Source organism: Neisseria sp. P0017.S009 (assembly GCF_051957375.1).
GTDB lineage: Bacteria > Pseudomonadota > Gammaproteobacteria > Burkholderiales > Neisseriaceae > Neisseria > Neisseria perflava.
In genome coordinates this window covers 232190-255456 of sequence record NZ_JBQCWL010000001.1, presented here as the reverse complement: position 1 = coordinate 255456, position 23267 = coordinate 232190, and the positions used below count along the sequence as shown (strand labels likewise).

38 protein-coding genes are annotated in these 23267 nt (G+C 47.5%); 21 read left to right on the top strand and 17 right to left on the bottom strand.

Translation table 11 applies throughout. The annotated features are described in order from the left end of the window. Positions 1-59: 59 nt before the first annotated feature. A complete protein-coding gene (locus tag ACTHTG_RS01330; RefSeq protein ID WP_070504804.1) occupies positions 60-1232 on the bottom strand; it encodes a sugar transporter in 1173 nt (390 codons plus the stop codon). A 149-nt stretch (positions 1233-1381) separates the two neighbouring features. Here ACTHTG_RS01330 and ACTHTG_RS01325 point away from each other — a divergent pair, with 149 nt between their 5' ends. Further along, complete coding sequence (locus tag ACTHTG_RS01325; protein WP_004519826.1) at positions 1382-1591, top strand: heavy-metal-associated domain-containing protein; 210 nt, start codon at positions 1382-1384, stop codon at positions 1589-1591. Between the two features lie 246 nt (positions 1592-1837). On the opposite strand, the gene cueR is transcribed toward ACTHTG_RS01325, so the two are convergent. Beyond that, positions 1838-2230: a Cu(I)-responsive transcriptional regulator gene (gene cueR, locus ACTHTG_RS01320; protein ID WP_049336562.1), complete on the bottom strand. Its 393-nt coding sequence runs from the start codon at positions 2228-2230 to the stop codon at positions 1838-1840. 147 nt (positions 2231-2377) lie between these two features. On the opposite strand from cueR, the gene ACTHTG_RS01315 reads away from it, so the two are divergent. From ACTHTG_RS01315 to ACTHTG_RS01290, 6 genes are all read left to right on the top strand, one after another. Beyond that, a complete protein-coding gene (locus tag ACTHTG_RS01315) occupies positions 2378-2587 on the top strand; it encodes a heavy-metal-associated domain-containing protein (RefSeq protein WP_003674677.1) in 210 nt (69 codons plus the stop codon). 99 nt (positions 2588-2686) lie between these two features. Further along, the gene (locus tag ACTHTG_RS01310) at positions 2687-4849 is read left to right on the top strand and encodes a heavy metal translocating P-type ATPase (protein WP_070504807.1); all 2163 of its coding nucleotides are present in this window, start codon (positions 2687-2689) and stop codon (positions 4847-4849) included. A 71-nt stretch (positions 4850-4920) separates the two neighbouring features. Then, positions 4921-5403: a sel1 repeat family protein gene (locus ACTHTG_RS01305; protein ID WP_070504810.1), complete on the top strand. Its 483-nt coding sequence runs from the start codon at positions 4921-4923 to the stop codon at positions 5401-5403. Between the two features lie 91 nt (positions 5404-5494). Further along, a complete protein-coding gene (locus tag ACTHTG_RS01300) occupies positions 5495-5752 on the top strand; it encodes a hypothetical protein (protein ID WP_049329664.1) in 258 nt (85 codons plus the stop codon). Between the two features lie 122 nt (positions 5753-5874). Then, entirely contained in the window at positions 5875-6441 is a 567-nt protein-coding gene (locus tag ACTHTG_RS01295) for an SGNH/GDSL hydrolase family protein (RefSeq protein ID WP_070460885.1), read from the top strand. A 119-nt stretch (positions 6442-6560) separates the two neighbouring features. Continuing rightward, positions 6561-6908 (top strand): CsbD family protein, encoded by a 348-nt coding sequence (locus tag ACTHTG_RS01290; RefSeq protein WP_036490595.1) that lies wholly within the window; start codon positions 6561-6563, stop codon positions 6906-6908. A gap of 64 nt (positions 6909-6972) precedes the next feature. On the opposite strand, the gene trpD is transcribed toward ACTHTG_RS01290, so the two are convergent. The 13 genes from trpD to ACTHTG_RS01225 all read right to left on the bottom strand — a co-directional run bounded on the left by trpD (position 6973) and on the right by ACTHTG_RS01225 (position 12962). Continuing rightward, entirely contained in the window at positions 6973-8001 is a 1029-nt protein-coding gene (gene trpD, locus ACTHTG_RS01285; RefSeq protein ID WP_070587759.1) for an anthranilate phosphoribosyltransferase, read from the bottom strand. An 88-nt stretch (positions 8002-8089) separates the two neighbouring features. Continuing rightward, a complete protein-coding gene (locus ACTHTG_RS01280) occupies positions 8090-8680 on the bottom strand; it encodes an aminodeoxychorismate/anthranilate synthase component II (protein ID WP_003683598.1) in 591 nt (196 codons plus the stop codon). An 86-nt stretch (positions 8681-8766) separates the two neighbouring features. Further along, positions 8767-8937, bottom strand: coding sequence for a helix-turn-helix transcriptional regulator (locus ACTHTG_RS01275; RefSeq protein WP_440360487.1), 171 nt, complete (start codon positions 8935-8937; stop codon positions 8767-8769). Then, the gene (locus tag ACTHTG_RS01270; protein WP_440360486.1) at positions 8934-9137 is read right to left on the bottom strand and encodes a hypothetical protein; all 204 of its coding nucleotides are present in this window, start codon (positions 9135-9137) and stop codon (positions 8934-8936) included. The genes ACTHTG_RS01275 and ACTHTG_RS01270 overlap by 4 nt, the downstream gene beginning before the upstream one ends. Beyond that, complete coding sequence (locus tag ACTHTG_RS01265) at positions 9134-9583, bottom strand: nucleoside triphosphate pyrophosphohydrolase family protein (RefSeq protein ID WP_440360485.1); 450 nt, start codon at positions 9581-9583, stop codon at positions 9134-9136. Before ACTHTG_RS01265 ends, ACTHTG_RS01270 begins: the two co-directional genes overlap by 4 nt. Positions 9584-9665: 82 nt before the next feature. Further along, entirely contained in the window at positions 9666-10154 is a 489-nt protein-coding gene (locus tag ACTHTG_RS01260) for a siphovirus Gp157 family protein (RefSeq protein ID WP_440360484.1), read from the bottom strand. A 49-nt stretch (positions 10155-10203) separates the two neighbouring features. Further along, complete coding sequence (locus ACTHTG_RS01255; protein WP_440360483.1) at positions 10204-10863, bottom strand: hypothetical protein; 660 nt, start codon at positions 10861-10863, stop codon at positions 10204-10206. After that, positions 10847-11560, bottom strand: a complete 714-nt coding sequence (locus ACTHTG_RS01250; RefSeq protein ID WP_440360482.1) for an AAA family ATPase — start codon at positions 11558-11560, stop codon at positions 10847-10849. Before ACTHTG_RS01250 ends, ACTHTG_RS01255 begins: the two co-directional genes overlap by 17 nt. 114 nt (positions 11561-11674) lie before the next feature. Continuing rightward, positions 11675-11926, bottom strand: coding sequence for a hypothetical protein (locus tag ACTHTG_RS01245; RefSeq protein ID WP_440362635.1), 252 nt, complete (start codon positions 11924-11926; stop codon positions 11675-11677). Next, positions 11908-12108 carry a hypothetical protein gene (locus ACTHTG_RS01240; protein ID WP_440360481.1) on the bottom strand — a complete coding sequence of 67 codons (201 nt, stop codon included), beginning with the start codon at positions 12106-12108 and terminating at the stop codon, positions 11908-11910. The genes ACTHTG_RS01245 and ACTHTG_RS01240 overlap by 19 nt, the downstream gene beginning before the upstream one ends. Before the next feature lie 8 nt (positions 12109-12116). Next, positions 12117-12395, bottom strand: coding sequence for a hypothetical protein (locus ACTHTG_RS01235; RefSeq protein ID WP_440360480.1), 279 nt, complete (start codon positions 12393-12395; stop codon positions 12117-12119). Between the two features lies 1 nt (position 12396). Continuing rightward, positions 12397-12657 carry a hypothetical protein gene (locus tag ACTHTG_RS01230; protein WP_440360479.1) on the bottom strand — a complete coding sequence of 87 codons (261 nt, stop codon included), beginning with the start codon at positions 12655-12657 and terminating at the stop codon, positions 12397-12399. A gap of 89 nt (positions 12658-12746) precedes the next feature. Further along, positions 12747-12962, bottom strand: coding sequence for a hypothetical protein (locus ACTHTG_RS01225; RefSeq protein ID WP_440360478.1), 216 nt, complete (start codon positions 12960-12962; stop codon positions 12747-12749). Between the two features lie 256 nt (positions 12963-13218). On the opposite strand from ACTHTG_RS01225, the gene ACTHTG_RS01220 reads away from it, so the two are divergent. Beyond that, a complete protein-coding gene (locus ACTHTG_RS01220) occupies positions 13219-14139 on the top strand; it encodes a S24 family peptidase (RefSeq protein WP_440360477.1) in 921 nt (306 codons plus the stop codon). 348 nt (positions 14140-14487) lie between these two features. Here the strand turns inward: ACTHTG_RS01220 and ACTHTG_RS01215 are convergent, their stop codons facing one another. Both ACTHTG_RS01215 and ACTHTG_RS01210 read right to left on the bottom strand, forming a co-directional pair. Beyond that, entirely contained in the window at positions 14488-15336 is an 849-nt protein-coding gene (locus ACTHTG_RS01215) for a hypothetical protein (RefSeq protein WP_440360476.1), read from the bottom strand. A gap of 53 nt (positions 15337-15389) precedes the next feature. Beyond that, complete coding sequence (locus tag ACTHTG_RS01210; RefSeq protein ID WP_440360475.1) at positions 15390-16076, bottom strand: XRE family transcriptional regulator; 687 nt, start codon at positions 16074-16076, stop codon at positions 15390-15392. A 362-nt stretch (positions 16077-16438) separates the two neighbouring features. Between ACTHTG_RS01210 and ACTHTG_RS01205 the strand changes: the two genes are divergently transcribed. The 13 genes from ACTHTG_RS01205 to ACTHTG_RS01145 all read left to right on the top strand — a co-directional run bounded on the left by ACTHTG_RS01205 (position 16439) and on the right by ACTHTG_RS01145 (position 23060). After that, the gene (locus tag ACTHTG_RS01205; protein ID WP_440360474.1) at positions 16439-16711 is read left to right on the top strand and encodes a helix-turn-helix domain-containing protein; all 273 of its coding nucleotides are present in this window, start codon (positions 16439-16441) and stop codon (positions 16709-16711) included. After that, complete coding sequence (locus ACTHTG_RS01200; protein ID WP_440362634.1) at positions 16708-17595, top strand: replication protein; 888 nt, start codon at positions 16708-16710, stop codon at positions 17593-17595. The genes ACTHTG_RS01205 and ACTHTG_RS01200 overlap by 4 nt, the downstream gene beginning before the upstream one ends. A 9-nt stretch (positions 17596-17604) precedes the next feature. Continuing rightward, positions 17605-18381 (top strand): ATP-binding protein, encoded by a 777-nt coding sequence (locus tag ACTHTG_RS01195; protein WP_440360472.1) that lies wholly within the window; start codon positions 17605-17607, stop codon positions 18379-18381. Positions 18382-18623: 242 nt separating this feature from the next. After that, positions 18624-19316: a DNA methyltransferase gene (locus tag ACTHTG_RS01190; protein ID WP_440360471.1), complete on the top strand. Its 693-nt coding sequence runs from the start codon at positions 18624-18626 to the stop codon at positions 19314-19316. A gap of 15 nt (positions 19317-19331) precedes the next feature. Further along, positions 19332-19766 carry a hypothetical protein gene (locus ACTHTG_RS01185; RefSeq protein ID WP_440360470.1) on the top strand — a complete coding sequence of 145 codons (435 nt, stop codon included), beginning with the start codon at positions 19332-19334 and terminating at the stop codon, positions 19764-19766. Positions 19767-19881: 115 nt separating this feature from the next. Beyond that, positions 19882-20244, top strand: coding sequence for a hypothetical protein (locus ACTHTG_RS01180; protein WP_440360469.1), 363 nt, complete (start codon positions 19882-19884; stop codon positions 20242-20244). Continuing rightward, complete coding sequence (locus ACTHTG_RS01175) at positions 20241-20363, top strand: hypothetical protein (protein WP_440360468.1); 123 nt, start codon at positions 20241-20243, stop codon at positions 20361-20363. The genes ACTHTG_RS01180 and ACTHTG_RS01175 overlap by 4 nt, the downstream gene beginning before the upstream one ends. Positions 20364-20518: 155 nt before the next feature. Continuing rightward, positions 20519-20701 carry a hypothetical protein gene (locus ACTHTG_RS01170; RefSeq protein WP_440360467.1) on the top strand — a complete coding sequence of 61 codons (183 nt, stop codon included), beginning with the start codon at positions 20519-20521 and terminating at the stop codon, positions 20699-20701. Continuing rightward, entirely contained in the window at positions 20698-20991 is a 294-nt protein-coding gene (locus ACTHTG_RS01165) for a Ref family recombination enhancement nuclease (protein WP_440360466.1), read from the top strand. The genes ACTHTG_RS01170 and ACTHTG_RS01165 overlap by 4 nt, the downstream gene beginning before the upstream one ends. Beyond that, complete coding sequence (locus ACTHTG_RS01160; protein WP_440360465.1) at positions 20984-21382, top strand: recombination protein NinB; 399 nt, start codon at positions 20984-20986, stop codon at positions 21380-21382. Before ACTHTG_RS01165 ends, ACTHTG_RS01160 begins: the two co-directional genes overlap by 8 nt. A gap of 56 nt (positions 21383-21438) precedes the next feature. Next, positions 21439-21873, top strand: coding sequence for a hypothetical protein (locus ACTHTG_RS01155; protein ID WP_440360464.1), 435 nt, complete (start codon positions 21439-21441; stop codon positions 21871-21873). Between the two features lie 31 nt (positions 21874-21904). Beyond that, positions 21905-22333, top strand: coding sequence for a hypothetical protein (locus ACTHTG_RS01150; protein WP_440360463.1), 429 nt, complete (start codon positions 21905-21907; stop codon positions 22331-22333). A 196-nt stretch (positions 22334-22529) separates the two neighbouring features. Continuing rightward, a complete protein-coding gene (locus tag ACTHTG_RS01145) occupies positions 22530-23060 on the top strand; it encodes a phage antirepressor N-terminal domain-containing protein (protein ID WP_440360462.1) in 531 nt (176 codons plus the stop codon). The last annotated feature ends 207 nt before the right edge of the window (positions 23061-23267 follow it).

The window sequence follows — 23267 nt, the reverse complement described above, 5'->3', positions numbered from 1 at the left end:
ATCGGTAAAACTGCCAAAATTACGGCCGGGTCAGTAATACCATCCTGATTTATATGGATTTAAACGTTTTGCGTCAGATTGTCTTGTTCCTTAAACAACAAACCGCAAACGGCAAAACCTGTCGCAGCTAAGAGCGCGCCTGCAATGCCGATATTGGAAAGGCCGAACCAGACGGTTACATAATGCCCCAAAAGCGCACCGCCGCCGATACCGACATTGTACAAACCTGAATAAATCGAGTTGGCCACATCTGTTGCATCCGAGGCAAATGCCAAGACTTTCGACACCATGCCCAAGCTGACGATGACGATGGCCACGCCCCAAATAAACACCAGCGCATACACCGCATAAGGGAAAGAGGCAAACGGCAGAAGCAGAAGGGCGGAGAGTAGGATGACCGCCACTGCGCCGAGCATAAACAGGCGTTGCGATTTGGCAAACCATTTACCAAACAAGTAAGAAGCGGCAAAGCCTGCCAAACCGTACAGGCTCAAAACGATGGTAACTTGTTCTGCCTTAAATCCGCCAACTTGCAACACAAAAGGCTCGATATAGCTGTATGCCGTGAAGTGTGCCGTAATAATCAACACCGTCATGGCATAAAGCAACATCAGGTTGCGGCGTTTGAACAGACTCGGCAGGCTGCTTAAAGAGCCGGTATTTTGGCTAGGTAAAGCAGGCAGGTTTTTAGCCAACACCAGCATTACGCCGGCAGCACAGACGCCGATCAGCAGGAAGCTGAGCTGCCAGCCGAAGTATTGCCCGACCACGCGCCCCAGCGGAATACCCAACACCATCGCCAAAACCGTACCCGTACTGAGCAGGCCCAAAGCCTGATTGGTTTTGCCGGTGGGTGCAAGCCGTACCGCCAAAGAAGCCGTAATCGACCAAAAGACAGCGTGTGTCAGCGCAATACCAATACGGCTGATCAAGAGGATGTTGAAGTTCCAAGAAAAGAACGACAGCGCGTGGAATACGACGAATAATGCAAACAACGCCAGCAATAATTTGCGCCGTTCGATGTTTTTCGTCATCAGCATTAGCGGCAGAGACAGCAACGCCACAATCCACGCATACACCGTGATCATCATGCCTACTTCCGTTGCCTGCATTTTGAAGCTTTGGCCAATATCGCTCAAAAGCGCAATCGGAATGTATTCGGTGGTATTGAAAATAAACGCCCCCACCGCCAGAGCGCATACGCTAACCCATTGTTTGAATGTTGAAGTCATTATTATGTCCGTTTGATGAAGCAAAAGGCGTTATTGTACACCTATCTGCATTTTTCAGACGGCCTTAATGAAGAATTTGCAAGCTGTTTGTGTAAGGAGTAAAGTATTTGGCAACCATATTTGATTTGTGTGAATGAAAGGAAATACAAATGCAAACTGTTACCCTCAACATCGATGGCATGACCTGTGGCGGCTGCGTGAAAAGCGTAACCCGTCTTTTGGAAGGCGTAGAAGGCGTGGAAAAAGCAGAAGTCAGCTTGGAAAACAAAAATGCAGTGATTACTTTTGATGAAAGCAAGACAGATACCGATGCGCTGATTGATGCCGTAGAAGATGGCGGCTACGATGTGGCTTTGTAACCGATAAGCGTATTTTGAAAAGGCCGTCTGAAACGCTTCAGACGGCCTCTGTCTCTTGATAACTTACTTTTTGCCATTATTTGGATTACACCGCCACACGGGTAAACAAAAGTTTTCGCGCATATCTGAAGCAAAGCGGCGGCAAGTGGCTGCCGTATTACGACGAGGCCTGTACCAAACCGTTAGCGGCCGACTAAGGCTACCTGAAACTTTTCAGGTAGCCTGTTTCTATTCTGCCCAAGCCGCCTAACGCTCCTCCAGCCCGGCCAAAATCGCACAATCCGGGCAGTCGTCTCCCGCGCAGGCATCGTGCCAACGTTGCAGCTCGGCCACCATGCCCTGCAAGCGTTCGATTTTGGCTTCCAGCTCGGCGATGTGCCGCGCGGTGAGCGTTTTCACTTCGCGGCTGGTACGCTGCGGGTTGTGTTGCAGGCTCAAAAGCTGCCCGATCTGCGGCAGCGAAAAGCCCACTTCCCGCGCATGGCGGATAAAGCGCAGCCGGACAAGGTCGGCCTGTCCGTAGCGGCGGTAGCCCGCTTCGCTGCGCGCGGCCGGAGCGATTAGGCCGTGCTTTTCGTAGTCGCGGATTTGTTTGGCGGAAAGGCCGCTCTCGGCCGCAGCCTGGCTGATGTTCATCATGATGCTTGACCTTTACTTCGGGTAAAGCTTTATAGTGGCGGCACTTAGCGGGAAAGCAAGAGCAGACCCATCATTTCAGGTTACCTGAAAGCTTTGGCTGCAACGGGCTTTAAAACCTCAGCCTCATTCCAACAGAAAGGAAACCCTATGCAAACCATCACATTAAACATCGAAGGCATGACTTGCGGCGGCTGCGTGAAAAGCGTTACCAGCATCCTCGAAGGCGTAAACGGCGTGGACAAGGCCGAAGTGAGCCTGGAAAACAAGAATGCCGTCGTGGAATTCGACCCCGCCCAAACCAACCCCGCCGCGCTGATAGAAGCGGTGGAAGACGGCGGCTTTGATGCGGCTTTGTAAATCGAATCGCAACAAATCGACTGCAACACCCCAAAGGCTACCTGAAAACCCTGCTCCGCTTTTTTCAGGTAGCCCAATCACATTCAGAAGGAAGAAACCATGCAACAAAAAGTCCGTTTCCAAATCGAAGGCATGACCTGTCAGGCCTGCGCTTCTCGTATTGAAAAAGTGTTGAACAAAAAAGATTTTGTCGAATCGGCAGGGGTAAACTTTGCCAGCGAGGAGGCGCAGGTTACGTTTGACGACAGCAAAACTTCCGCTGCCGACATCGCCAAAATCATTGAGAAAACCGGTTACGGCGCAAAGGAAAAAACGGAAGATACATTGCCGCAACCTGAAGCAGAACACCATATCGGCTGGAGGCTGTGGCTTTTGCTGGCCATTAATATTCCGTTTTTAATCGGCATGGTAGGCATGATGATCGGGCGGCACGATTGGATGATTCCGCCTGTATGGCAATTTGTACTGGCAAGCATAGTGCAACTTTGGCTGGCCATCCCGTTTTACAAAAGCGCGTGGGCGAGCATTAAGGGCGGACTGGCGAATATGGACGTGTTGGTTACCATCGGTACGGTGTCGATTTACCTGTATTCCGTCTATATGCTGTTTTTCAGCCCGCACGCGGCGCACGGCATGGCACACGTGTATTTTGAAGTAGGCGTGATGGTGATTGGTTTTGTGTCGCTGGGCAAATTTTTGGAACACCGCACCAAAAAATCCAGCCTGAACAGCTTGGGCTTGCTGCTCAAACTCACGCCGACCCAAGTCAACGTGCAACGCGATGGCGAATGGAAACAACTGCCCATCGACCAAGTGCAAATCGGCGACCTTATCCGCGCCAACCACGGCGAACGCATTGCCGCCGACGGCATCATCGAGAGCGGCAGCGGTTGGGCGGATGAGAGCCATCTTACCGGCGAATCCAACCCCGAAGAGAAAAAAGCGGGCGGCAAAGTGTTGGCGGGTGCGTTGATGACCGAAGGCAGCGTGGTGTACCGCGCCACACAACTCGGCAGCCAAACCCTGCTTGGCGACATGATGAACGCGCTGTCCGAAGCGCAGGGCAGTAAAGCGCCGATTGCGCGCGTGGCCGATAAAGCAGCGGCGGTATTCGTGCCAACTGTCGTGGGCATTGCGCTTCTGACTTTTATCGCCACTTGGCTGGTTAAGGGCGATTGGACGATTGCGCTGATGCACGCCGTTGCCGTTTTGGTAATTGCTTGTCCGTGCGCGCTCGGTCTGGCGACCCCTGCCGCGATTATGGTCGGCATGGGCAAAGCAGTGAAACACGGCATTTGGTTTAAAGACGCAGCGGCAATGGAGGAAGCCGCCCACGTCGATGCCGTCGTGTTGGACAAAACCGGCACGCTGACCGAAGGCAGACCGCAGGTTGCCGCCGTTTATTGCGTTCCCGACAGCGGCTTTGACGAAGACGCTTTGTACCGCATCGCTGCCGCCGTCGAACAAAACGCCGCCCACCCGCTCGCGCGCGCCATCGTTTCCGCCGCCCAAGCGCGTGGTTTGGAAATCCCCACTGCACAAAACGCGCAAACCGTTGTCGGCGCAGGCATTACCGCCGAAGTCGAAGGAGTGGGTTTGGTGAAAGCGGGCAAAGCCGAATTTGCCGAACTGACCTTGCCGAAGTTTTCAGACGGCGTTTGGGATATTGCAAGCATTGTTGCAGTCTCAGTCGATAACAAACCTATCGGCGCATTCGCACTTGCCGACGCGTTGAAAGCCGATACCGCCGAAGCCATAGGCCGTCTGAAAAAACACAATATCGATGTCTATATTATGAGCGGCGACAACCAAGGCACGGTCGAATACGTCGCCAAACAACTGGGTATCGCACACGCCTTTGGCAACATGAGTCCGCGCGATAAAGCTGCCGAAGTGCAGAAACTCAAAGCTGCCGGCAAAACCGTGGCCATGGTCGGCGACGGCATCAACGACGCTCCCGCACTCGCCGCCGCCAACGTCAGCTTCGCCATGAAAGGCGGTGCGGACGTTGCCGAACACACCGCATCCGCTACGCTGATGCAGCATTCGGTTAATCAGCTCGCCGATGCCCTGCTGGTGTCGCAGGCAACTTTGAAAAACATTAAGCAAAACCTGTTTTTCGCCTTCTTCTACAATATTTTGGGCATTCCGCTTGCCGCACTCGGCTTTTTAAACCCCGTCATCGCAGGCGCGGCAATGGCGGCAAGCTCGGTTTCGGTATTGGGTAATGCCTTGCGCCTGAAACGGGTGAATATTGAGTGATAATATAAAGGCCGTCTGAAGACTGTTTTTTCAGACGGCCTGTCATCAAGTATTTTTGGAGAAATAATCAGATGAAAACACTTCGTTTATTGTTTGGTTTAGCATTGGTTGCCACTGCATTTAGCGTGCAGGCTGAGGATTACAGCGAGAAGCAGCACGATAAGCTGATACGGGAATGCAATCGGAACAATCTGGAGAGTTGCGTCACTGCGGCCATTTGGATGCGCGATTATCTTGAAGCGCCTGCTCATGCGTATCCGTTTCTGAAAAAAGCCTGTGATGGCGGCAATATGCGCGGCTGCAATGTTTTGGGTAATCTGTATCTCAATCCGTCCAGCGGTTTGGGCATGGATTATGCCGCAGCGGTCAAGCTCTACGAACGGGCCTGTAAAGGCGGTTATGAAAATGCCTGTACCAATCTTGAAGAAACTAAAGCAGAGATGGCGCAAGGCAATACACCAGACCGCGACAGTCGTTTAAATCAATTAAGCCAATCTTGTGCTTTAGAAAACGAATCCGCTTGCCAGGCATTAATGCTGGAAATGCAACGTTGAGCGTCACGCTGAGGCCGTCTGAAACATTGTTTTTTTCAGACGGCCTTTAATCATATTTTCTGATTTTGAGATCCAAGCGGGAGTATGTCGTATGGACATGATGTTGTTTACCAATATTGTATTGATTGTTTTATGTATTTTTACCATGTTGCTGGTGTGGTCGCGCAACTGGAAACGCAAGCAGGCGTATTTTGAGAAAATCAAAAGCAATCCGGAAAACCTCAAATGGGTTGGGCAAAATCTGACCGGTCAGGAATGGAAGGATTTGAAAGTCGTAAGCGACCGTTTTGGTCTGCCCATGTTGCAGGCCAAGCAATTAATTGATTTTTATAAAAACAGTCAGCTCTAATTGATGATTTAACGATAGAACTTGACTGAAGTTAAGGCCGTCTGAAATAGCACTCTTATAATAATATAAGTGATATTTCAGACGGCCTTGCTGTTGATTCAAATAAAGGGAGGAGAACAAAAATGACCGTTTACTTAATCGGCGACTCCGTTCGGCTTGCTTCGGAGCCTTACACGCGCGCCGCTTTGCCTGAGGTGGATATTGTTTCTCCATCGGAAAACTGCCGTTCGTCGCATGATGTGTTAGAGCATATCAGGCAATGGACAGAGGGCGCGACTGTGGGAGACATTATCCACATCAATTGCGGTTTGCACGACATCCGCCATAATCAAGGCTGTAATGAGCCGGTGGCCGATATAAAAACCTATCGCAGCAACCTGATTCAAATTTTCGATTATCTGAAACAGACAGGGGCAAAAATTATTTGGGCGAGCAGTACGCCGTTTTTGGAAAGCGTACACAATATCGTCAAACCCTCGCGCCGCTATCTGGCCGACTTGAAGGCCTATAACCGTGTGGCGGAGGATTTGGCAAGGCAATATGGTTTTACCGTCAATGATTTATACAGTCTGATGTTTGAGCAGGATTTGACCGATGTGATGCTGTGCGATGGACTTCATTTCAATGAGTTCGGCAGCAAGATGATAGGCGAGGCAGTAGCCGAAGCGATATTGAAACAGTTGTGCTAACTTGACGTAATCCATTTTTATTATGTTTTTAATATTGAGACAGACTTTAAGTTGCAACCCAATATCTATTGGGGTATAGTGATTACCCTTATCAACATGAAACTAAGAAGGAATAAATGATGACTGGCAAATTAGATCAAATCAGCGGTGAAGTAAAAGAGAAAGCCGGCGAAGTTCTTGACGATTCCAAACTCAAAGCTGAAGGCGTAGTTCAACAAGGCGTCGGTAAGACAAAAGAAGTTGCTGCGGATGCTAAAGAAAAAGCAGAAAACTTTGCAGGTGAAGCCAAAGAAAAAGCGGCGCACTTCGCAGGCGAGGCTAAAGAAAAAGTAGAAAACTTTGCAGGTGAAGCTAAAGAAAAAGCAGCTCATTTAGCCGGTGAAGCCAAAGAGAAAGTAGCACACTTGGCTGAAGAAGCCAAAGAAAAAGCTGAAGGCTTGATTAATGATATTAAAAGCAAATTTTAATATTTAAAGAATAAAAGGCCGTCTGAAAGATTTTTCAGACGGCCTTTGTTTATGGTTTTAAAGTTTAGGCAAACTGTTTGCCAAATTCGATAAACTCGTCTTTTTTGGCTTTGGCTTTGCCGGAGTCGATGGCTTCTTGCGCGGCTTTGACACCGTCCGCCAGCGATGCGACCACATTTCCTGCGTAGAGCGCGGCGGCTGCATTGAGGACGACGATGTCGCGTGCGGAACCGGCTTTGCCATCCAGCACTTCGTTCATTTTTTGCAGGGATTCTTGCGCGTTTTCGACTTTGATTTCGTCCAAATTGCGGCGGATTTCCATGCCGAAATCGGCCGGGCTGATATCGTATTCGGTGATTTTGCCGTCTTTCAGTTCGGCAACGCGGGTTTTGCCGGTCAGCGTGATTTCATCCAAACCGCCTTCGCCGCACACAACCAAAACATGCTTGGAACCAAGCTGTTGCAATACGCGGGAAAGAATGCCGCACAAGTCGATGTGGAACACGCCCAACAGTTGGTTTGCCGCGCCGGCAGGATTGGTCAGCGGGCCTAAGATATTGAAGATGCTGCGGAAGCCGAGCGAACGGCGGACAGGGGCAACATAGCGCATGGCGCTGTGATGGTTGGGCGCGAACATAAAGCCGATGCCGGTTTGCTGAATGCTTTGGGCAACCTGTTCGGGGTTGAGGTTGAGGTTGGCGCCCATTTGTTCCATGACATCGGCAGCGCCGCTGGATGAAGAAACGGAGCGGCCGCCGTGTTTGGCGACTTTCGCGCCTGCCGCAGCCGCGACAAACATGGAAGTTGTGGAAATATTGAAGGTTTTGGCACCGTCGCCGCCTGTGCCGACAATATCGACCAAGTCATCGGCGTTTTCTAGCGGCACTTTGGTGGCAAATTCGCGCATCACGCTGGCTGCAGCGGTAATCTCGGAAACGGTTTCAACTTTAATCCGCAGTCCGGTCAGAATGGCGGCGATTTGCTCGGGCGGAACTTGGCCGCTCATGATTTGGCGCATGAGGTCGGTCATTTCATCGTAGAAAAGTTCGTTGTTGCTGATAAGGCGTTCAATCGCTTGTTGAGGGGTAATCATGATTTTTCCTTTGTTCGTGTCCGATGTGATTCAGGCCGTCTGAAAATGCGGTTTGAACATTGTCAAACACCTTTCAGACGGCCTTTCATTAAGATTTTTGCGGGCGGTAGTCTTTGAATTCTTCCAAGAAGTTTTTCAGCATATCGTGGCCGTGTTCGGTCAGCAGGGCTTCGGGGTGGAACTGTACGCCTTCGACGGCATATTCCTTGTGGCGTACGCCCATGATTTCACCATCTTCCGTCCATGCGGTAATTTCGAGGCAGTCGGGCAGGGTGGCGCGGTCGATGGCGAGGCTGTGGTAGCGCGTGCAGTTGACCGGATTGGGCAGGTCTTTAAACATGCCTGTGCCGTGATGGAAAACGGGGGAGACTTTGCCGTGCATCATCGTTTGCGCGCGCACGACATTGCCGCCGAATGCTTCGCCCATGGTTTGATGGCCGAGGCACACGCCCATGACGGGCAGCCTGCCGGCAAAGTGCTGCATGGCTGCAACAGAAATGCCTGCTTCTTTAGGGGAACAAGGGCCGGGGCCGATAACCAGATATTGCGGTTTTAGGGCTTCGATTTCTTCGATGGTGATTTCATCGTTGCAACGTACCAAAACTTCCTGCCCCAATTCGGCAAAGTATTGGACGATGTTGTAGGTGAAGCTGTCGTAATTATCGATAAATAAAAGCATTTTGAATCTAACTTACTGTAAATTAAAGAATATTTGTTATTGCCGCCTGAATCATACCCGATTTCATACCCGCTTTTGATTTTCTGTTACGAAATTGGGCGCGTTTTAATCCAGTTTTCAACTTCATCTAATCGCCATCGGGAAGCTGATCCAATTTTGTATTGGTGCGGAAATTCGTCACGCTTAATCATGGCATAAATTTTTGTCTTTCCGCAACCTGTTTTCTCCATCACTTCTTTAATTTTTAGAAATTTCATTTTCCCCCTGCCTTTCTTTTAAAGAGACGCTTAAATAAAGAAGCCCCACACGGCATGGTCAGCCTTGCTACAATTTCGCCCTCATAAACTGCAGCAGCTTGCGCTCTAATTTTCCGCTTTGCTTCTTCGGCGGTATCAGCAAATACAGACGCCGACCATTCCTTTCCACCAAACTTATACTTAAAGATAAATTCTTTCATTTTTCCCCTACCTTTAAAAACTTCGTCAAATCAGGCTTAAAGTAGCCTTCCGCTTTGGCGATTTTGCCGTTTTCGTCAAATACCGGCGCGCCGTCCTTGAACTTGCTCCAGTTGGACTTATTCACTTCGTCCAACGCGCCGACCATATCAAAGCCCATCATGTAACCTACGCCGATTGCGGTTACAATTTGGTCGCAAAGGGAATCGAGAAGCTCAATTTGCCAGTTTTCAGGCAATTCCATAACTTTGCCGTCAATATCTTTATCAATAGCGTCAGAAGAATAAAATTCTTGAGAAACGTCATCCACCTGTTCTCTAATGCAGGATAATGCCTGCAACATTTCTGAAACTTCCTCGAAATGACAGCCGATTTGAGTAGCTTTGTCTTTTTCTGTCGGTTCTGGCTTGGCCGCCTTAAACCATTCGATGATTTCTTGAATATCCATTTGATAATCCTAAATAATTTCCGCTTGTAATGTTGATGCCGTCCTCTCAACGGCTCGGACGTTTTAGGCCGTCTGCCTGTGGTTATTTAATCTGCAAGTTCAAACGCTCTTCAATCTTCGCGCCTGCTACTTCTTGGCCGCTTTCGATCGCTTTTTTGATTGCCGTCTTATCAGGAACGGCGGTTACACGCTCACGCATAAATTCAGCAGGGATTTGAGCTTCATCGAAAACGTCAATCGCTTTGGATTTGCGGAATGAGGCTTTAAAAGTGCCATCATCTGCTTTAATCTCTTTGATTCCGGCGGCAAGCATATTGCGCTCCAAATAGTCTTTTAGACTTTGATTACGCGCTTTGATAGCCTTGAGTTTCTCGCTCATTTGCTTGATATGTTCTTCAAGCATTTCCGCCGTTGCCTCTTGGTTTTTGATGTAGCCGATAACGGATTGGGCTTTAACATCAAACTGACCGATAACGGCCTCTAGCGTGTCATTTCGCTCCGCCTCTGTGTCAAAGTGGTAGTCCAACGCCTCCTGAACATCGGCGGCGCATTGGTAAAGTGTGATATTCATACAATGCCTTTTTTATAGGCCGTCTTAACTTCAGACGGCCTGCGCTTGGTTAAAATGGGATGTCGCTGTCAATATCTTCAACAGGCGCGGTTGGTGCGGTCGGTTGCTGTGCTGGTTGTCGTGTTGGCTGAGGTGGAACAGGGCTGTTTTTGCGCTTGTCTACAAGTGGCTTGTTTGCGATATAAGCCATGATTTTGCCAAGCTGTGCCGGTTGTCTTTCTTCGCGCATTATTTCGCTTGCGGTCAATTCGCTTGAGGCTTCAAACACGCTGTACAGGCTAGGGGATGGGTTTTCGCGGCCATCTTCATGCACCATCTGAACAACAATGCCAAGCTGTTTACCGTGCAACTTGGTAAAGCAATCACGCATAACTGCTTCTTCTTGCTGTGTTTCGCGGTTGTATTCTTTGACCTGCGCCGGTGTTGGTTCGCCGCTGTCATGTTCTCGTAAGCAAGCCAAGATTGCGCTCACGGTTCGCAAGCCGCCCTCATTTTGTACGCCGTTGGAATAGCTGGTGTTGATGAAGAATGTCGCTTTGCGTTTTTGGTTGTCGATAACAGACAGCTTCAGATTTTCGCTTCGTCCGTTGGCGTTATTACCAACGTGGAACACTGCCGATTCAATGGTTACAACATATTTACCGGCTTGGTTGATATATCCGCCGCGTTGGTCGTAGGCGATTGCGTCTTGTTTATTGAGCTTGTACATCTTGATGTCCTTTCGGTTGGATTTCGTAGTAATTGCAGATTTCTGAATCAATCTGCGCCAAATCGTTGTCGATTTGCTGACTTTCAAAAAGTCCCATCGGGCTTTTCACGGTGTCGCTGCCGTTGTTTTGGGTTAAAAAGCTGTAATTGCCGTTGACTGCCTGCGTTCTCAAAACAATGGTAAACAAGCCTTCCAGTGTGATTTTTTCGTCAAGCAGTTTGCCGATTGTCTTGGCTTTGGTTTTGCCAAAATCGTCTGTTTGAGTGTGGGAAAGGATGTAAACACGCTTGTTTCCCGGCAAGGCGTTGGCCGTCTGAAGAATGTCCCATGTGTTTTTTGCGATCCGGTTAAACTTCATAAATTGCTCATTACCTTTGGCCTCAACGGTAACGCCGCGCATAAACTCATTTGCCATGATGTATTGGAAATCATCAATGATGATGATGTCTTTGCTTGTCTTTTGCAGAATCGTGCAGATTTGCTGGGAATCGTCTGTAATGTAGATGTTTCCTGAATCACCCACTTTCTTCAGACTGCCTTTTTCGTCCTTTTCGGCGGCGGTTTTCCAGCCTTTCGGACGGAATGGCAGGGGCTTTTTAACTGCCTGAATTAAACACACATCATCAGGGTTAAGGTTTCGCATTGAGGCGGTTTTGCCTGTTCCGCTCTCTCCAAGAATAAAAACCGATACGCTCATTTTTTAATCTCCAAATGAATTTTTCTTTACTGGTTAAGCTGTTGCTTTCCATGCTTTCTTGTGACTCAAGATCCTGCATAACTTGGCAATAAAACATTAATTCCTGACACATAGCTAGCTTTCCAGTAACTTGTTGAAATACTTTTCAGCCACCGCTTTTGTCTTAAATGTCTTTTCGTTGACTTTCTTGCGCCCTGCGTTCTTTTTGAGAATCGGCGCGTGAGTGTTTCGGGCGAATGTCTCAACGTCTTGCCAAACGTGCCAAACGCCGTTTTCGTTTCTCATTCGTGCGCCACAATGTTTGCTGATATGGCTATGGCCTTTGGGCTTGGCTACATGACAGGTTGTCAAAATGTGTTGTCGCATGGCTTAATCTCCGCATCTCCCATGACCTTTACTTCGTCCGGCATGGTTTCGTATGTCTGTTCAATTTGAGCTTCTTGGCTGATGGTTTCAGGCTCTGCCGGCTTATCTGCCTTGTTTGAAAAGCTACAAGCCGCGATTGTGATCGCTCCCACGGCTAAAACTGTGCGAATTGCGTATTTCATTTTTTTACCTACTGCGAAAGTTGATTGATGTCGAAGATTCCGTATTGCGCGGCAGTCAATACCGCGCGGCTGTGGTCGGTTTTGCGCTCAAGCCGTGAAACCATCTCATTGAAGTGCCGCAAGAGAATCAGCCTGGCATTGCCAAGCATGATGTCAGGGTGTTTCGCGCCGGCATTGCATGGCATGGCCTTGATTTTTGGATTAAAGGGCAGGGCGATGACTTTTTGCATAAATTCGCGCCGCGCCTGCTTTGCTTCGTCCGTCAGGTATTGGGTTAATGCTTTCATGCTATTCGTCCCATGTTCTGAGGTTGTACTCATATTCCGCCTGCGCTTCGGCAATCTCTTGCTTGCATTGCTTGATAGCCTCTCGTTCAAGGGCTTCTTCCGCCCCTCTTAGGATATTCCCGCTCAAGATTTCCAGCAGGTCAGCCGCTGACCACTCTTTCAGGTAGTCATCGACAATCTGTTCCACTCGCGCGTCGTCATAGTCCATGTCGTCATCAAGCATTGCGTCATACTGGCTTTGTAATGCGCCTAAAGTAATCATTTGGTTTTCCTTTTGTTGCAGTTGTTTGCTTATTTAAAAAGCCGTTTCCAGCCGTTTAAATAAGCCCCCTGTTGCAGGGGCTGTCTTACTTAGATTGGTTCGATGAAATTCCATTTGTCGGCTTTCATGGCGATGCGGCAGGCGTCTTGGTAGTTGCCTTCCACTTCTTCAAGCATCGGGTTACCAATCCACTCTATCCATGTCCGTTTCTTTTTACCCTTGCCGTCTTGAATAATTCGGCCTACTGTGCTTTCTTGCTTGGTGTTCCAGTCGTTAAACTGCATGATGTTCGCTGAATGTTTCATTTCGATTCCTTTCGTGTCGGTGTTTTGCTTCGATGTGTGTATAGTACAAAAATACTTAAATCCTGTAAAGTACAAAAATACTTAAAATAGTATAAAAATACATGAATCTTTGATTTTAAAGAGAATTTATTTTTTATATTTTTAAGTTTAATTGTACTTATAAGCAACAAAAGAAAACCGCCTATCTAGGCGGCTTTCTTTCGCTTCTTCAAATTGTTTAATTATGCGAAAATAATTTTTTAACTGGGAGCAGATGATGAATGAAACGACACAAAGGCTTTTCCAAGCCGCAAAAGATTTGAAAAACATAAACCTACCATCTGAACTTGCGAGGTTTTTGAACGTAAGTCAGCAGGTCATAAAGAATTGGGAGACACGCGGCGTGTCGGCAAAGATGATTCCTGAAGTGTCGGAGCGACTGGGAATATCAGAAAGATGGTTGAGAACAGGCGAAGGGGAAATAATTGGATTAGGTGGGAGTATAGAAATGAGTAGGCTTGACAAGATGAAAGAATTGATTGAAAAACGGTTTAATGGCAGTCAGGCAGAGTTTGCCCGAGCCATAGAAAAAGCACCGGCACAGGTCAATCAGTGGCTTAATGGATACCGGAATATAGGCAATGGCGCGGCGGCTCACATTGAGGACGTGCTATCCCTGCCGCGTGGGTGGCTTGATAGCAAAGAATCTATCAGGCAGCCCGAATCAGACGCCATACCGCTTGGGAAGATTGAAGAATGGGACAGTAAGACACTGTTATCGGCTGATGACTGCGAAGTACCGTTCTACAAAGACATCCATCTGTCAGCAGGGAACGGATTTTCAGACGACATCGATGACTACAACGGCTACAAATTGCGTTTCTCAAAATCAACGCTTAGACGGCACGGAATCAATCACGCCGATGTGGTTTGCGTTTGCGCGGACGGAGACAGTATGGGGCCGGTACTTCCAGACGGCGCGACACTCGGCATAAATACCGCAGACAAGGTCATTAAGGACGGCAAAATCTACGCTGTTAATCATGGTGGGCTTTTACGGACGAAAATCCTGCAAAAGCTGCCTAATAATAAAATCCGTATCAAAAGCTATAATTCCGAAGCCTACCCTGACGAAGAGGCAGACGCAGATGAAATGAACATCATCGGGCGCGTGTTTTGGTGGAGTGTATTGGATTGATAGAGAGTAGATATACCGCCCGCGCAATGCGGGCTTTCCCCGCTTTGTTAGACCGTCCTGCAAGGGGAAATTCCCGTGTGATCGGAATCCCTGTTTTTATGGACGTAAAAAACCTACAAGTCTTTATTGATGAGGATTTGCGCCATGGATCAAAAAAGTGGAATACAGAAACAAACGTTGATTTATGCAAATTAATACAGTTTCAGACGGCAAAAAGAAAGCCCGCGCGTGGCGGGCTGGGTAGGTAGTTATAAACAACCTAACTTTCTGACAAAATAAAACGGAGGAGGACTGTATTATACCAGAATATTTGGATAAATGACGTGAGAAAATTTCAATTAAAAGCCTTTATAATTCAATGCTTTCAATAAATCCTTTTTCGTAAACGCCATTTTTCATGACGGCATTAATGTGCATTTCTTTGAATTGTCCTGATTGAGCGGCCGCCCATATCTTCTGCACATCTTCGGCAAACATGTCTGTCGTGTCTATCTTGGCAATATATTCCGCGCCTGATTTGTTCAACAGGGTTAATTTAAGCAGTTCGGGATAGGTATTGTCGATGATGGCAATCCTGAATTGACCGTGCAAGATTGTGCTGGTGCGATCCGATTTGTTGCGCTTGTTTGCTTCTTGAATATCCGCTTGCGTGTAAACGTTTCCGGCAAGCTGTATTTGGTCGGCGGTTGAGGCGTTTTTCAAAACGGAATCTTTCAGTGTTTCGGTATTTCTGGCGGTTGATTCTGCAACATCTTTCACGGAATCAAACCCTTTGGAAGCTACTGATTCGATGGCCTTCATCATCTCCGTCTTGGAAGCTATTTCAGCTTCTGCTTCTTTTCTTTTTTGCAGTGATTCATAGGATTTATGCCCGAAATAGCAGGCGAAAATAAATCCGATTAGTATTGCTTGATACTCTGCCGGCATGGTTTTAAACGCTTCTTCTACGAGAGTTATCGCCTTATCAGCCAAATCCGTGATGATTTCTGTACAACCCTCTTCAACTCTAAAAACTATCTCATATTTTTCTAGCTCGGCGTTTGTTAGGCGTTTTATATTCTCTTCACCATGTAAGGCAAGGGCGGCTGTTCTGTAAAAACCGCGCTGCATTTCGCACAAGCTGTCAGCAAAAGAGGCGGGGAAACCGCCGTGATATTCTTTCCCCTTAATTTTAACCCATATCATGTCATTCATCATAGCTTCTCCGTAAGACGCACGAAAGGCCGCCTATTTTCAGACGGCCTGAATTTTTAAACCATCACGCTCCACCAAAACACGCGCCCAATGACAGACAAGTCGTCTAGGCTCGCTTCTTCGTCCGGATATTCCGACTGGTTGTAGCTTCTGATTCTGACTTTGTTGTCGGGCAATTTGTGCAAAATCTTGGTACGCAGTAAACCGCCGTGATTGATGGCATAAATCTGCCCATCACGGATAGTCTTGCTGCCGGTATCAATGCCCAATGTTGCACCGCTCGGAAATACCGGCTCCATGCTATCGCCATCTGCCATCACACAAACCACGTCCGCCGGATTGATTCCATGCTTCCTGAGCGTGTTGCGCGAAAATCTCAGCTTGTAGCCGTTGTAGTCCTCTATATCGTCTGCAAACCCATTGCCTGCTGACAGCTTGATTTCTTTGTACAGTGGGGCTTCGCAGTCGTCCTCAGATAACGGCGTGTCATTGTCCCATTCCTCAATTTTCCCTAAAGGCGTGGCATTTGAAACGACCTCCATATCTTCCTTTCCAGTTTCCAACCAATACGGGGAAACGTCTAACGCTTTGGCAATAGATACTAAATTTGTTGGGCGTTTGTTACGACCTGACTCAATCGCTGCGATTGATGCTTGGCTTACTCCCAGTAGCTTACTCAATCCTGCCTGACTTAAGCCTTTGTTTCTTCTAGCTTCTCTCAAGCGGTCTTTGATTTCACTCATGCTGCATTTCCTTCATGTTGTTATAGGTACAAATGTACTACAAAAAATAATTACTTTGGTACTTGCATTTAAGTATTTTTGTACTTATAATTACGAAAAAGTTCCACAGAAAGGAAAAAATGAAAGAGACACCACGGGAAATTGTCGTTTTTCTACGGCAATACAAGAGTTCTCTTGAGATTGCAAAAGCTGTCGGATGTTCTCAAGAGTTGATTAACAAGATAGCAAGTGGGGAACGTCAGAATCCGCGATACCAAATCATGGACGGATTGAGAGATTTGGCTAAAGCCGTAAAAAGGAAAACCCCACGCGGTCACGTGGGGCAGGGTTGAGGCACGAAGCCTGCAACAAAAGGAGTAAACATGATAGACCAAACGGAAACGCAATGCAAGCGGATTGTCGATTATATCCGCGCAAATGGGCATATCACATCGTTAGTTGCGTATAAAGAGCTAGGAGTTACTCAGTTATGCGCTCGAATCTTTGATTTAGAAAGTCTCGGTTTTATTTTCAATAAACCGCGATTCAAGGTTGGAAATTGTAAGAATCCGATTACTCACTATTCGATTGCCAAGTCTGGGATTGAGCTGTGGAACATGGAAGAGGAGGAATGGGAAGAGGAGGAATGGGAATGACGATTGATAGATTTATCCCAAATAGTTTTCAGATTGCAAACTCGGTTATCGATGAATACCTGCCGCAGATGAGCGGGAACGCCCTTAAATGCTATATCTTGATTGTCCGGAAAACAAGAGGCTGGCAGAAAACGCATGACAGTCTTTCGATTTCTCAGATTCAAAAATTTACCGGAATCAGGAAAGAAGAAACGGTTCAGAAAGCTATTAACGAGCTGGTCGATTTAGGGCTGATTGGCAAGCAAAGCAGAATCGGATTACCGAACGAATATTTTTTAATTTCAGACCCCAAAAAAGGGGTAACACCACCCCCGAAAAATGGGGCACCCCCTGAAAACGGGGTACCCCCGAAAAAAGGGGTAACACCACCCCCGAAAAATGGGGCACCCCCTGAAAACGGGGTACCCCCGAAAAAAGGGGTAACACCACCCCCGAAAATGGGGGTAGGACCACCCCCGAAAATGGGGGGTCACATAAATACAAAAAACAAAAAACAAATATCTACTAACGTAGATATTAATACAGCGCCCGAAAAAACAGCGAAAAAACAGACCAAGCACGAAGCCGATTTATCACTGTTGGCAGAGCATGGGATAACAGGGCAAATCGCTGAAGACTTTTTGACAATTCGCAAGGCTAAACGCCAACCGCTGACAGAAACGGCTATGCGCCTGATTGCAAGCGAGGCTCAAAAAGTCGGTATGACGGCATTTCAGGCAGTGATGTTTTCCATTGGCAACGGATGGGGAAGTTTCCGCGCGGATTGGGTCAGAAATAAAACCTTTGGCAAACAGTCAGGCGGAAATGGTGGCTTAACCCACAACATGACGGCTGATGTACTGGACGGCAAAGAATACGGCGACCAGCCGACAACGGATTTCTAGGGGGTGGATATGGCTTTGAAAAGTACCGCCGATTTTTTAAAAAACTATGGCAACGCCAAAACGGAGACACGCAAATGCGCAGAGCATGGCGAGTATTTGGCGAAGAGTGTTTTCCGCAACGTTTGGACTGGTTGCCCGATTTGCGGAAAGCTGAAAGCGGCAAAAGAAGCGGTTGAATATGCCGAACGCCTTGTCAGCGAATTAAAGCAGGACGAAATGTCAAAACGCATTGGCCGATCAGGCATTGCCGAACGGTTTAAAAACTGCCGAATTGAAAATTTCCATGTCGATGAAAGCGTGATCGGAATGGCAAGGGCAAAAGCTGCCGCCGCCGACTATGCGGAAAACTTCGAGGATGTTTTGCAGACTGGCCGGAGCATGATTTTTTCAGGCAAGCGCGGTACTGGGAAAAATCATTTGGCCTGCGGCATTGCTCACAAGGTGATCGAATCGGGTCGCAGTGCAGTTGTGATCACGGTAGGCGATATGTTGCAGACCGTAAAAGACAGTTTCAACGGCGGAAGCGAGAAAGAGGCTGTTGGAACTTTTGTAAAACCTGAATTGCTGGTGCTTGATGAATTTGGCGCGGGCAACCTGTCAGAAACGGATGGTCGGATTTTGTTTTCAGTCATCAACGGTCGATATGAGCGGCTTATGCCAACGCTGGTGTTAACTAACTTGTCGGCTAAAGATTTCCGCGAAAACGTTGATGCCCGTATCAGAGACCGATTGAGAGATGGCGGCGGCAAGTTGATACCGTTTGACTGGGATAGTTACCGTGCGTGAAACCTGCTTTTACTGCAAACACGCAAACTTCCAATCAGAGGCCAACACACCAATGAGAGGGTTTGCAAAATGCGAGAAATCGCAAACGTCTGAGCAACGGGCGAGCTTCTATCACGGAGGCTATCAGTGCGACAAGAGCGATTACTGGAGCGGTGGAAGTGCTTTCCAGCCAGCCGATGAAATCGTGATTCAAAAACGGCGCGAAAAATTTGAAGAATGGTGCAACAAAAGGAAATGACGAAATGAGAATTTTAGCTTTATTTGACGATGGGAACGGCAGTGTGAAAAAGGCACTACCAGACCACGAGGTCGTATCAGTAGGAATCGGCAACGCCGATATTGTGATGGATTTATCAGACCTGAAGAATATTAAAAAGCTGGTCGATATGCACAAAGAAAACCCATTCGACCTGCTGATGGCAAGCCCGCCGTGTGAATCTTGGAGCTTCGCAACAGCAGGCGATAACGGAAATGCTTATCGAGATAAAAACAGCCTGGCATTACGAACTTTTCAAAACTGGAAAAAACACCCGTATGTGTCAGTCCGTAAATTGGTTGAGCGTAACGCGCCTGAAATTCCTGCTGTCTATTCCAGATATTTGAGAAAGGGAGTGAATGGCGATTTAACAGCGTTATTCACGGCTGAATTGGTCAAGGCTTTGGGAATCCCGTTTGTTATCGAAAATCCTCAATCATCAATGATTTTTGACAAGTTGGAGCGTGAGGGTTTGAGTTTTACGAAGAACGTAGCCTGTTACGCCGCATATAGCGATGACTTTCCGCTTAAAAGAACTGGCTTTGCTTCGGGTGTATCGATGAATTTAAAACAGGCGAAGCGCGCGAAATTTGCATTTGGCGATTGGAAAGGAAGCCGTCATATCGTGCGGTCATCTATCCCTGAAGATTTAATAAAACACATTGTCAGTCACTTTTAACGAGGAAAACGGAAAATGAAAAACTGGTTAATCGAGAAATTGGGCGGCGTGAGTAAGAAAGACCACGAAGAAGTTATTCAGACCGCTAATAGCTTAAAGAACATGGCTGATGATTACAGTCAGAGAATTTCAGACGGCCTGAAAGAAAAAGCTGAAATGGAAGAAGCCGGTAAAGAAATGAGCGAGCGAATCTCAGAACTTATCGACAAGCTGAACGAAGAACGCAAAGTTTCCAACGGCTTGATGGCAAAAGGCACGGCACTGGGAATCAAGGTTTCAGAGATTCAGGACGAATTGGAGCGTAAAGACAAAGAGCTGAGCGAGACGAAAGTGCAGTTACTGGACGTTTTACGAAACAAACCCGATTCCGCGCTACGAAGCGAGATTGCACGACTGAAAGGGGAATTGGAATTGCTGAAACGCAATAAATTCAAGAGAGGCCGCAAATGATGACACTTTTTCTTATTGGGCTTGGGGCAATAACGGCACTTATCGGGATCACGATTTTGGTAGATATGCCGCCGATTGATGAATTTGGACGTGATTTGAAAAAGGATTAAGGGAAATGGAAACGCGCAAATGCTCAGGATGTGAAGAAAGAAAGCCTATCAGCGAATTTTATAAAAAAGGCTTTAACAAACAGGGGATTCAGCAATACAGCAGCAGATGCCGGCAGTGTCAGGCTGAATATCACGCGAAATACTATGCGGTCAAGAAGCCAAAATTGCCCGGTACGCGCCAGAGGGCGAAAGAGTTTACAGACGCAGACGAAGAACGACTGTTCTCAGCCAAGCGCGGCGCGGTAAGCATGAGTATTTCAGCAGAGCTTGCAAACGAGGCTTGCCCGCAATTAGACCCGAAAAACTGGCCTATCGGCGTAGCGGAAAGCATTTACAAACAATTCGGCATGAAATGGAGCTATTTATGAAACTCGCAGTATTTTTGATTTGCGTATCGGTCGTAGTGTTGGCGATCGGATTTGTCGAATGGGTCGCTAAGAAAGTACGCAACCAAGACGATGATTGGGGTGGTCATTGGCCGTATTGAAATCTGTATTGCTTCCATACCCTAGTAGCCTATTGAATCCAAATAGGAAAGCCAATAGGCACGTTAAAGCGAAGATTTTTAAAAAGACCAAAAGCGAGGCGTACGAGATAGCCATGCAGTCAGGACTAAAGGGGATTCAGCAAAGGAAAATCCGATTGCTGTTTTCCCCGCCTGACAAGAGACGGCGCGATATAGACAACATGTTGGCAAGCATGAAAGCTTCTTTGGATGGTATTGCTTTAGCGATTGGGTGCGATGATGTTGAGTTTTGTCCTGTAATTTTAGACCGTGCGCCGCCGGTAAAAGGCGGTTCTGTTTTGGTGGAGTTTTACGAATGAGCAAAACCAAAGAGGAAAAGAAGCACCTTGAGCGCGTGGCCTCTCTCGGTTGTATCGTCTGCCGTAACAGTGGGCAATACGACATACCGGCAGAGGTGCACCATATCCGAAACGGAGCAGGGATAGGACGGCGGAACAGCCATTTTGAGACGATACCGCTATGCCCTGCCCATCATCGGACTGGTGGAGTAGGGATAGCATTTCACGCCGCGCCGAGAACGTTTGAGAGCCTGTACGGTACGGAGCGAGAGTTATTACAACAGGTTCAGGGATTATTAGGGGATGAATAGTCAGAAATTCAAAGCAACCGCCGATAACGCGGACAACATCGTAACCCTGTTTACTAACGAGCTTAAAAGCTGGGTTAAGAACGGGGATTTAGAAATCACAATCCGACCTTACAAAGCCAAGCGAAGCCATGAGCAGAACAAAAGGCTTTGGGCGATTTATGGGGAATTAGCAGATAAGGCGTGGGTCAACGGCAGGAGATACAGTGCAGAGACGTGGCACGAATATTGCAAAGGCTACTTTCTGGGCTTTGAGCTTAAAGCCATGCCGGACGGCAGCGAGCTTAAAACGCCAATCAGCACTACACGCCTGAATGTGGCAGAAATGACAGAGTATCAAAACAATATCCAATCATGGGCGGCGAACGAATTTAAAATCAGTTGGAGCATGTGATGTACAGAAACGTGGAACAAGTCTTACTCGATGTTTATAAAATCAGGGGCGTGAGAATGGAGCCGATGAACAACACGGCCTCAGTCATGCACTGGTGCGAATCTAAGGGCGTGATGGGTGGCGGTGGGGATTTAACGCAAGCAGAAACACACGCGAACGCTGCGATGATTATCAGCCGAATTGAACGCGTATTGAACCGCTACGAGCTTGCAGTAGTGGAGTGTAAATACAGCGAGGACTTGAGCGGGATTGTTGATATAACCGCCTATATTGAGCAACAAAACGAGGGTGTGAACTTGCTGATATGTGATGCGCTGGTGTCGAATATCTTGAGACACGCACCGAAACAGACGGAAATCATGGATAAGTACGATATACCAAGAAAAACGCTATACCGTCAAACAAAAAAAGCGAGCCAACAAATTGCCAAACTGGAAGAGTCTATTCAAATAAAACTCTATGATGAGTTTAAACACTGTGGCATAATTTAATAACACTCTTTATCACAAAAAGGAAAACAACATGAAGAAACTGTTACTGACTGCTATTGTCGCAGGATTGCTGACTGCTTGTGCGGCGGCGATTGAGCCAAGTCAACAACAATTAGCCGCTGCGACCTATCCTAACCCAATGCCGCCAAGCCAGTTTGAGAAAGCTGTAAAAGAATGGGCGGTTGATAACCTTGTTGACCCTGATTCTATGAATATTCGCAGCGTTGATACGACACCAGCGCGTAAGGGGTGGATTGCGGTTTGTACAAAGATTGACCCATCTATGGGTAATTGCATGACGCGTATGTTCTACTTTGGCCATATCTTCAATGCGCGTATTAACGCCAAAAATCAACACGGCGGATATACAGGTTTCAAAGACTACGCCTTTGTTGTGCGCGGCGACCAAATCAGTTATGGCGTTGAAACTGAAAAAATTTCTAATATGAAATTGTTCTAATCTGTTGACATGATGACCCATTTTTGATACAATTATGCTATAGTTTGGAAATAGCTATATAAACCGCCTTTATTGGGCGGTTTTTGCATTTCAGGCAACCTTAAATCGCGTAGATACCGAGCCGCTTTGCGGTGGGAGTGCCGCAGTAAATCAGCCCCGCGCTTTCGAGCCGGGGCTTTTTTATTGGAGAATGTAAGTGAACAAAAGCCTGTATATCCCTTTTGAAGGTGCAAAGCTGATTGCTGCCGAGTATGACGGCCAAGTGTATGTTGCCATGCGTCCGATTGTGGAAGCCTTGCAAATGAGCTGGCCGACACAACGAAACAAGCTACAAAAAAACGTTAAAAAATATGGCTGTATTCTTATGAATACTCCCACTTCCAGCGAGATGCAGGAAATGCTATATATCCCGCTGAAGAAGCTGAACGGCTGGCTGTTCAGTATCAATACCGCCAAAGTTCGCGCTGATTTGCGGGAAACGGTGGAGCGGTATCAGGAAGAATGTTTTTTAGTGCTGTACGATTATTGGAATCGTGGCGAAGCGGTTCGGGCGAAAGTACAGGCAGAATTGGACGCATGGCGCAATCAGGAAACGGCGTCATTTACGCGCGGAAGTCATGCAGGGCGTGATTTGAATCTGCGTAAACAGGAAAAGCACTATATTGCCGCCAAAATCAGGCAGTGCGAAGTGAACCTGTTGCAGCCCGATTTGTTTCAGACAGCCTGAATTTCAGGTTTTCTAGCCACGCCATAAATGGCAATAGGCAAAAGGGGCGGCGTAGCCGTTGAGGAAGATGCCGCGGACGCTTCCAAATCAAACTAGGGGTCGCGCCCTACATACGAGAGAGAGTCGTAACAAAACGCGGTGCGAGTGAAAAGCGTTTGCCCGACCTGATGGTTGTCATGCCAAGACAGACTATAAAGCGGTTCTTGC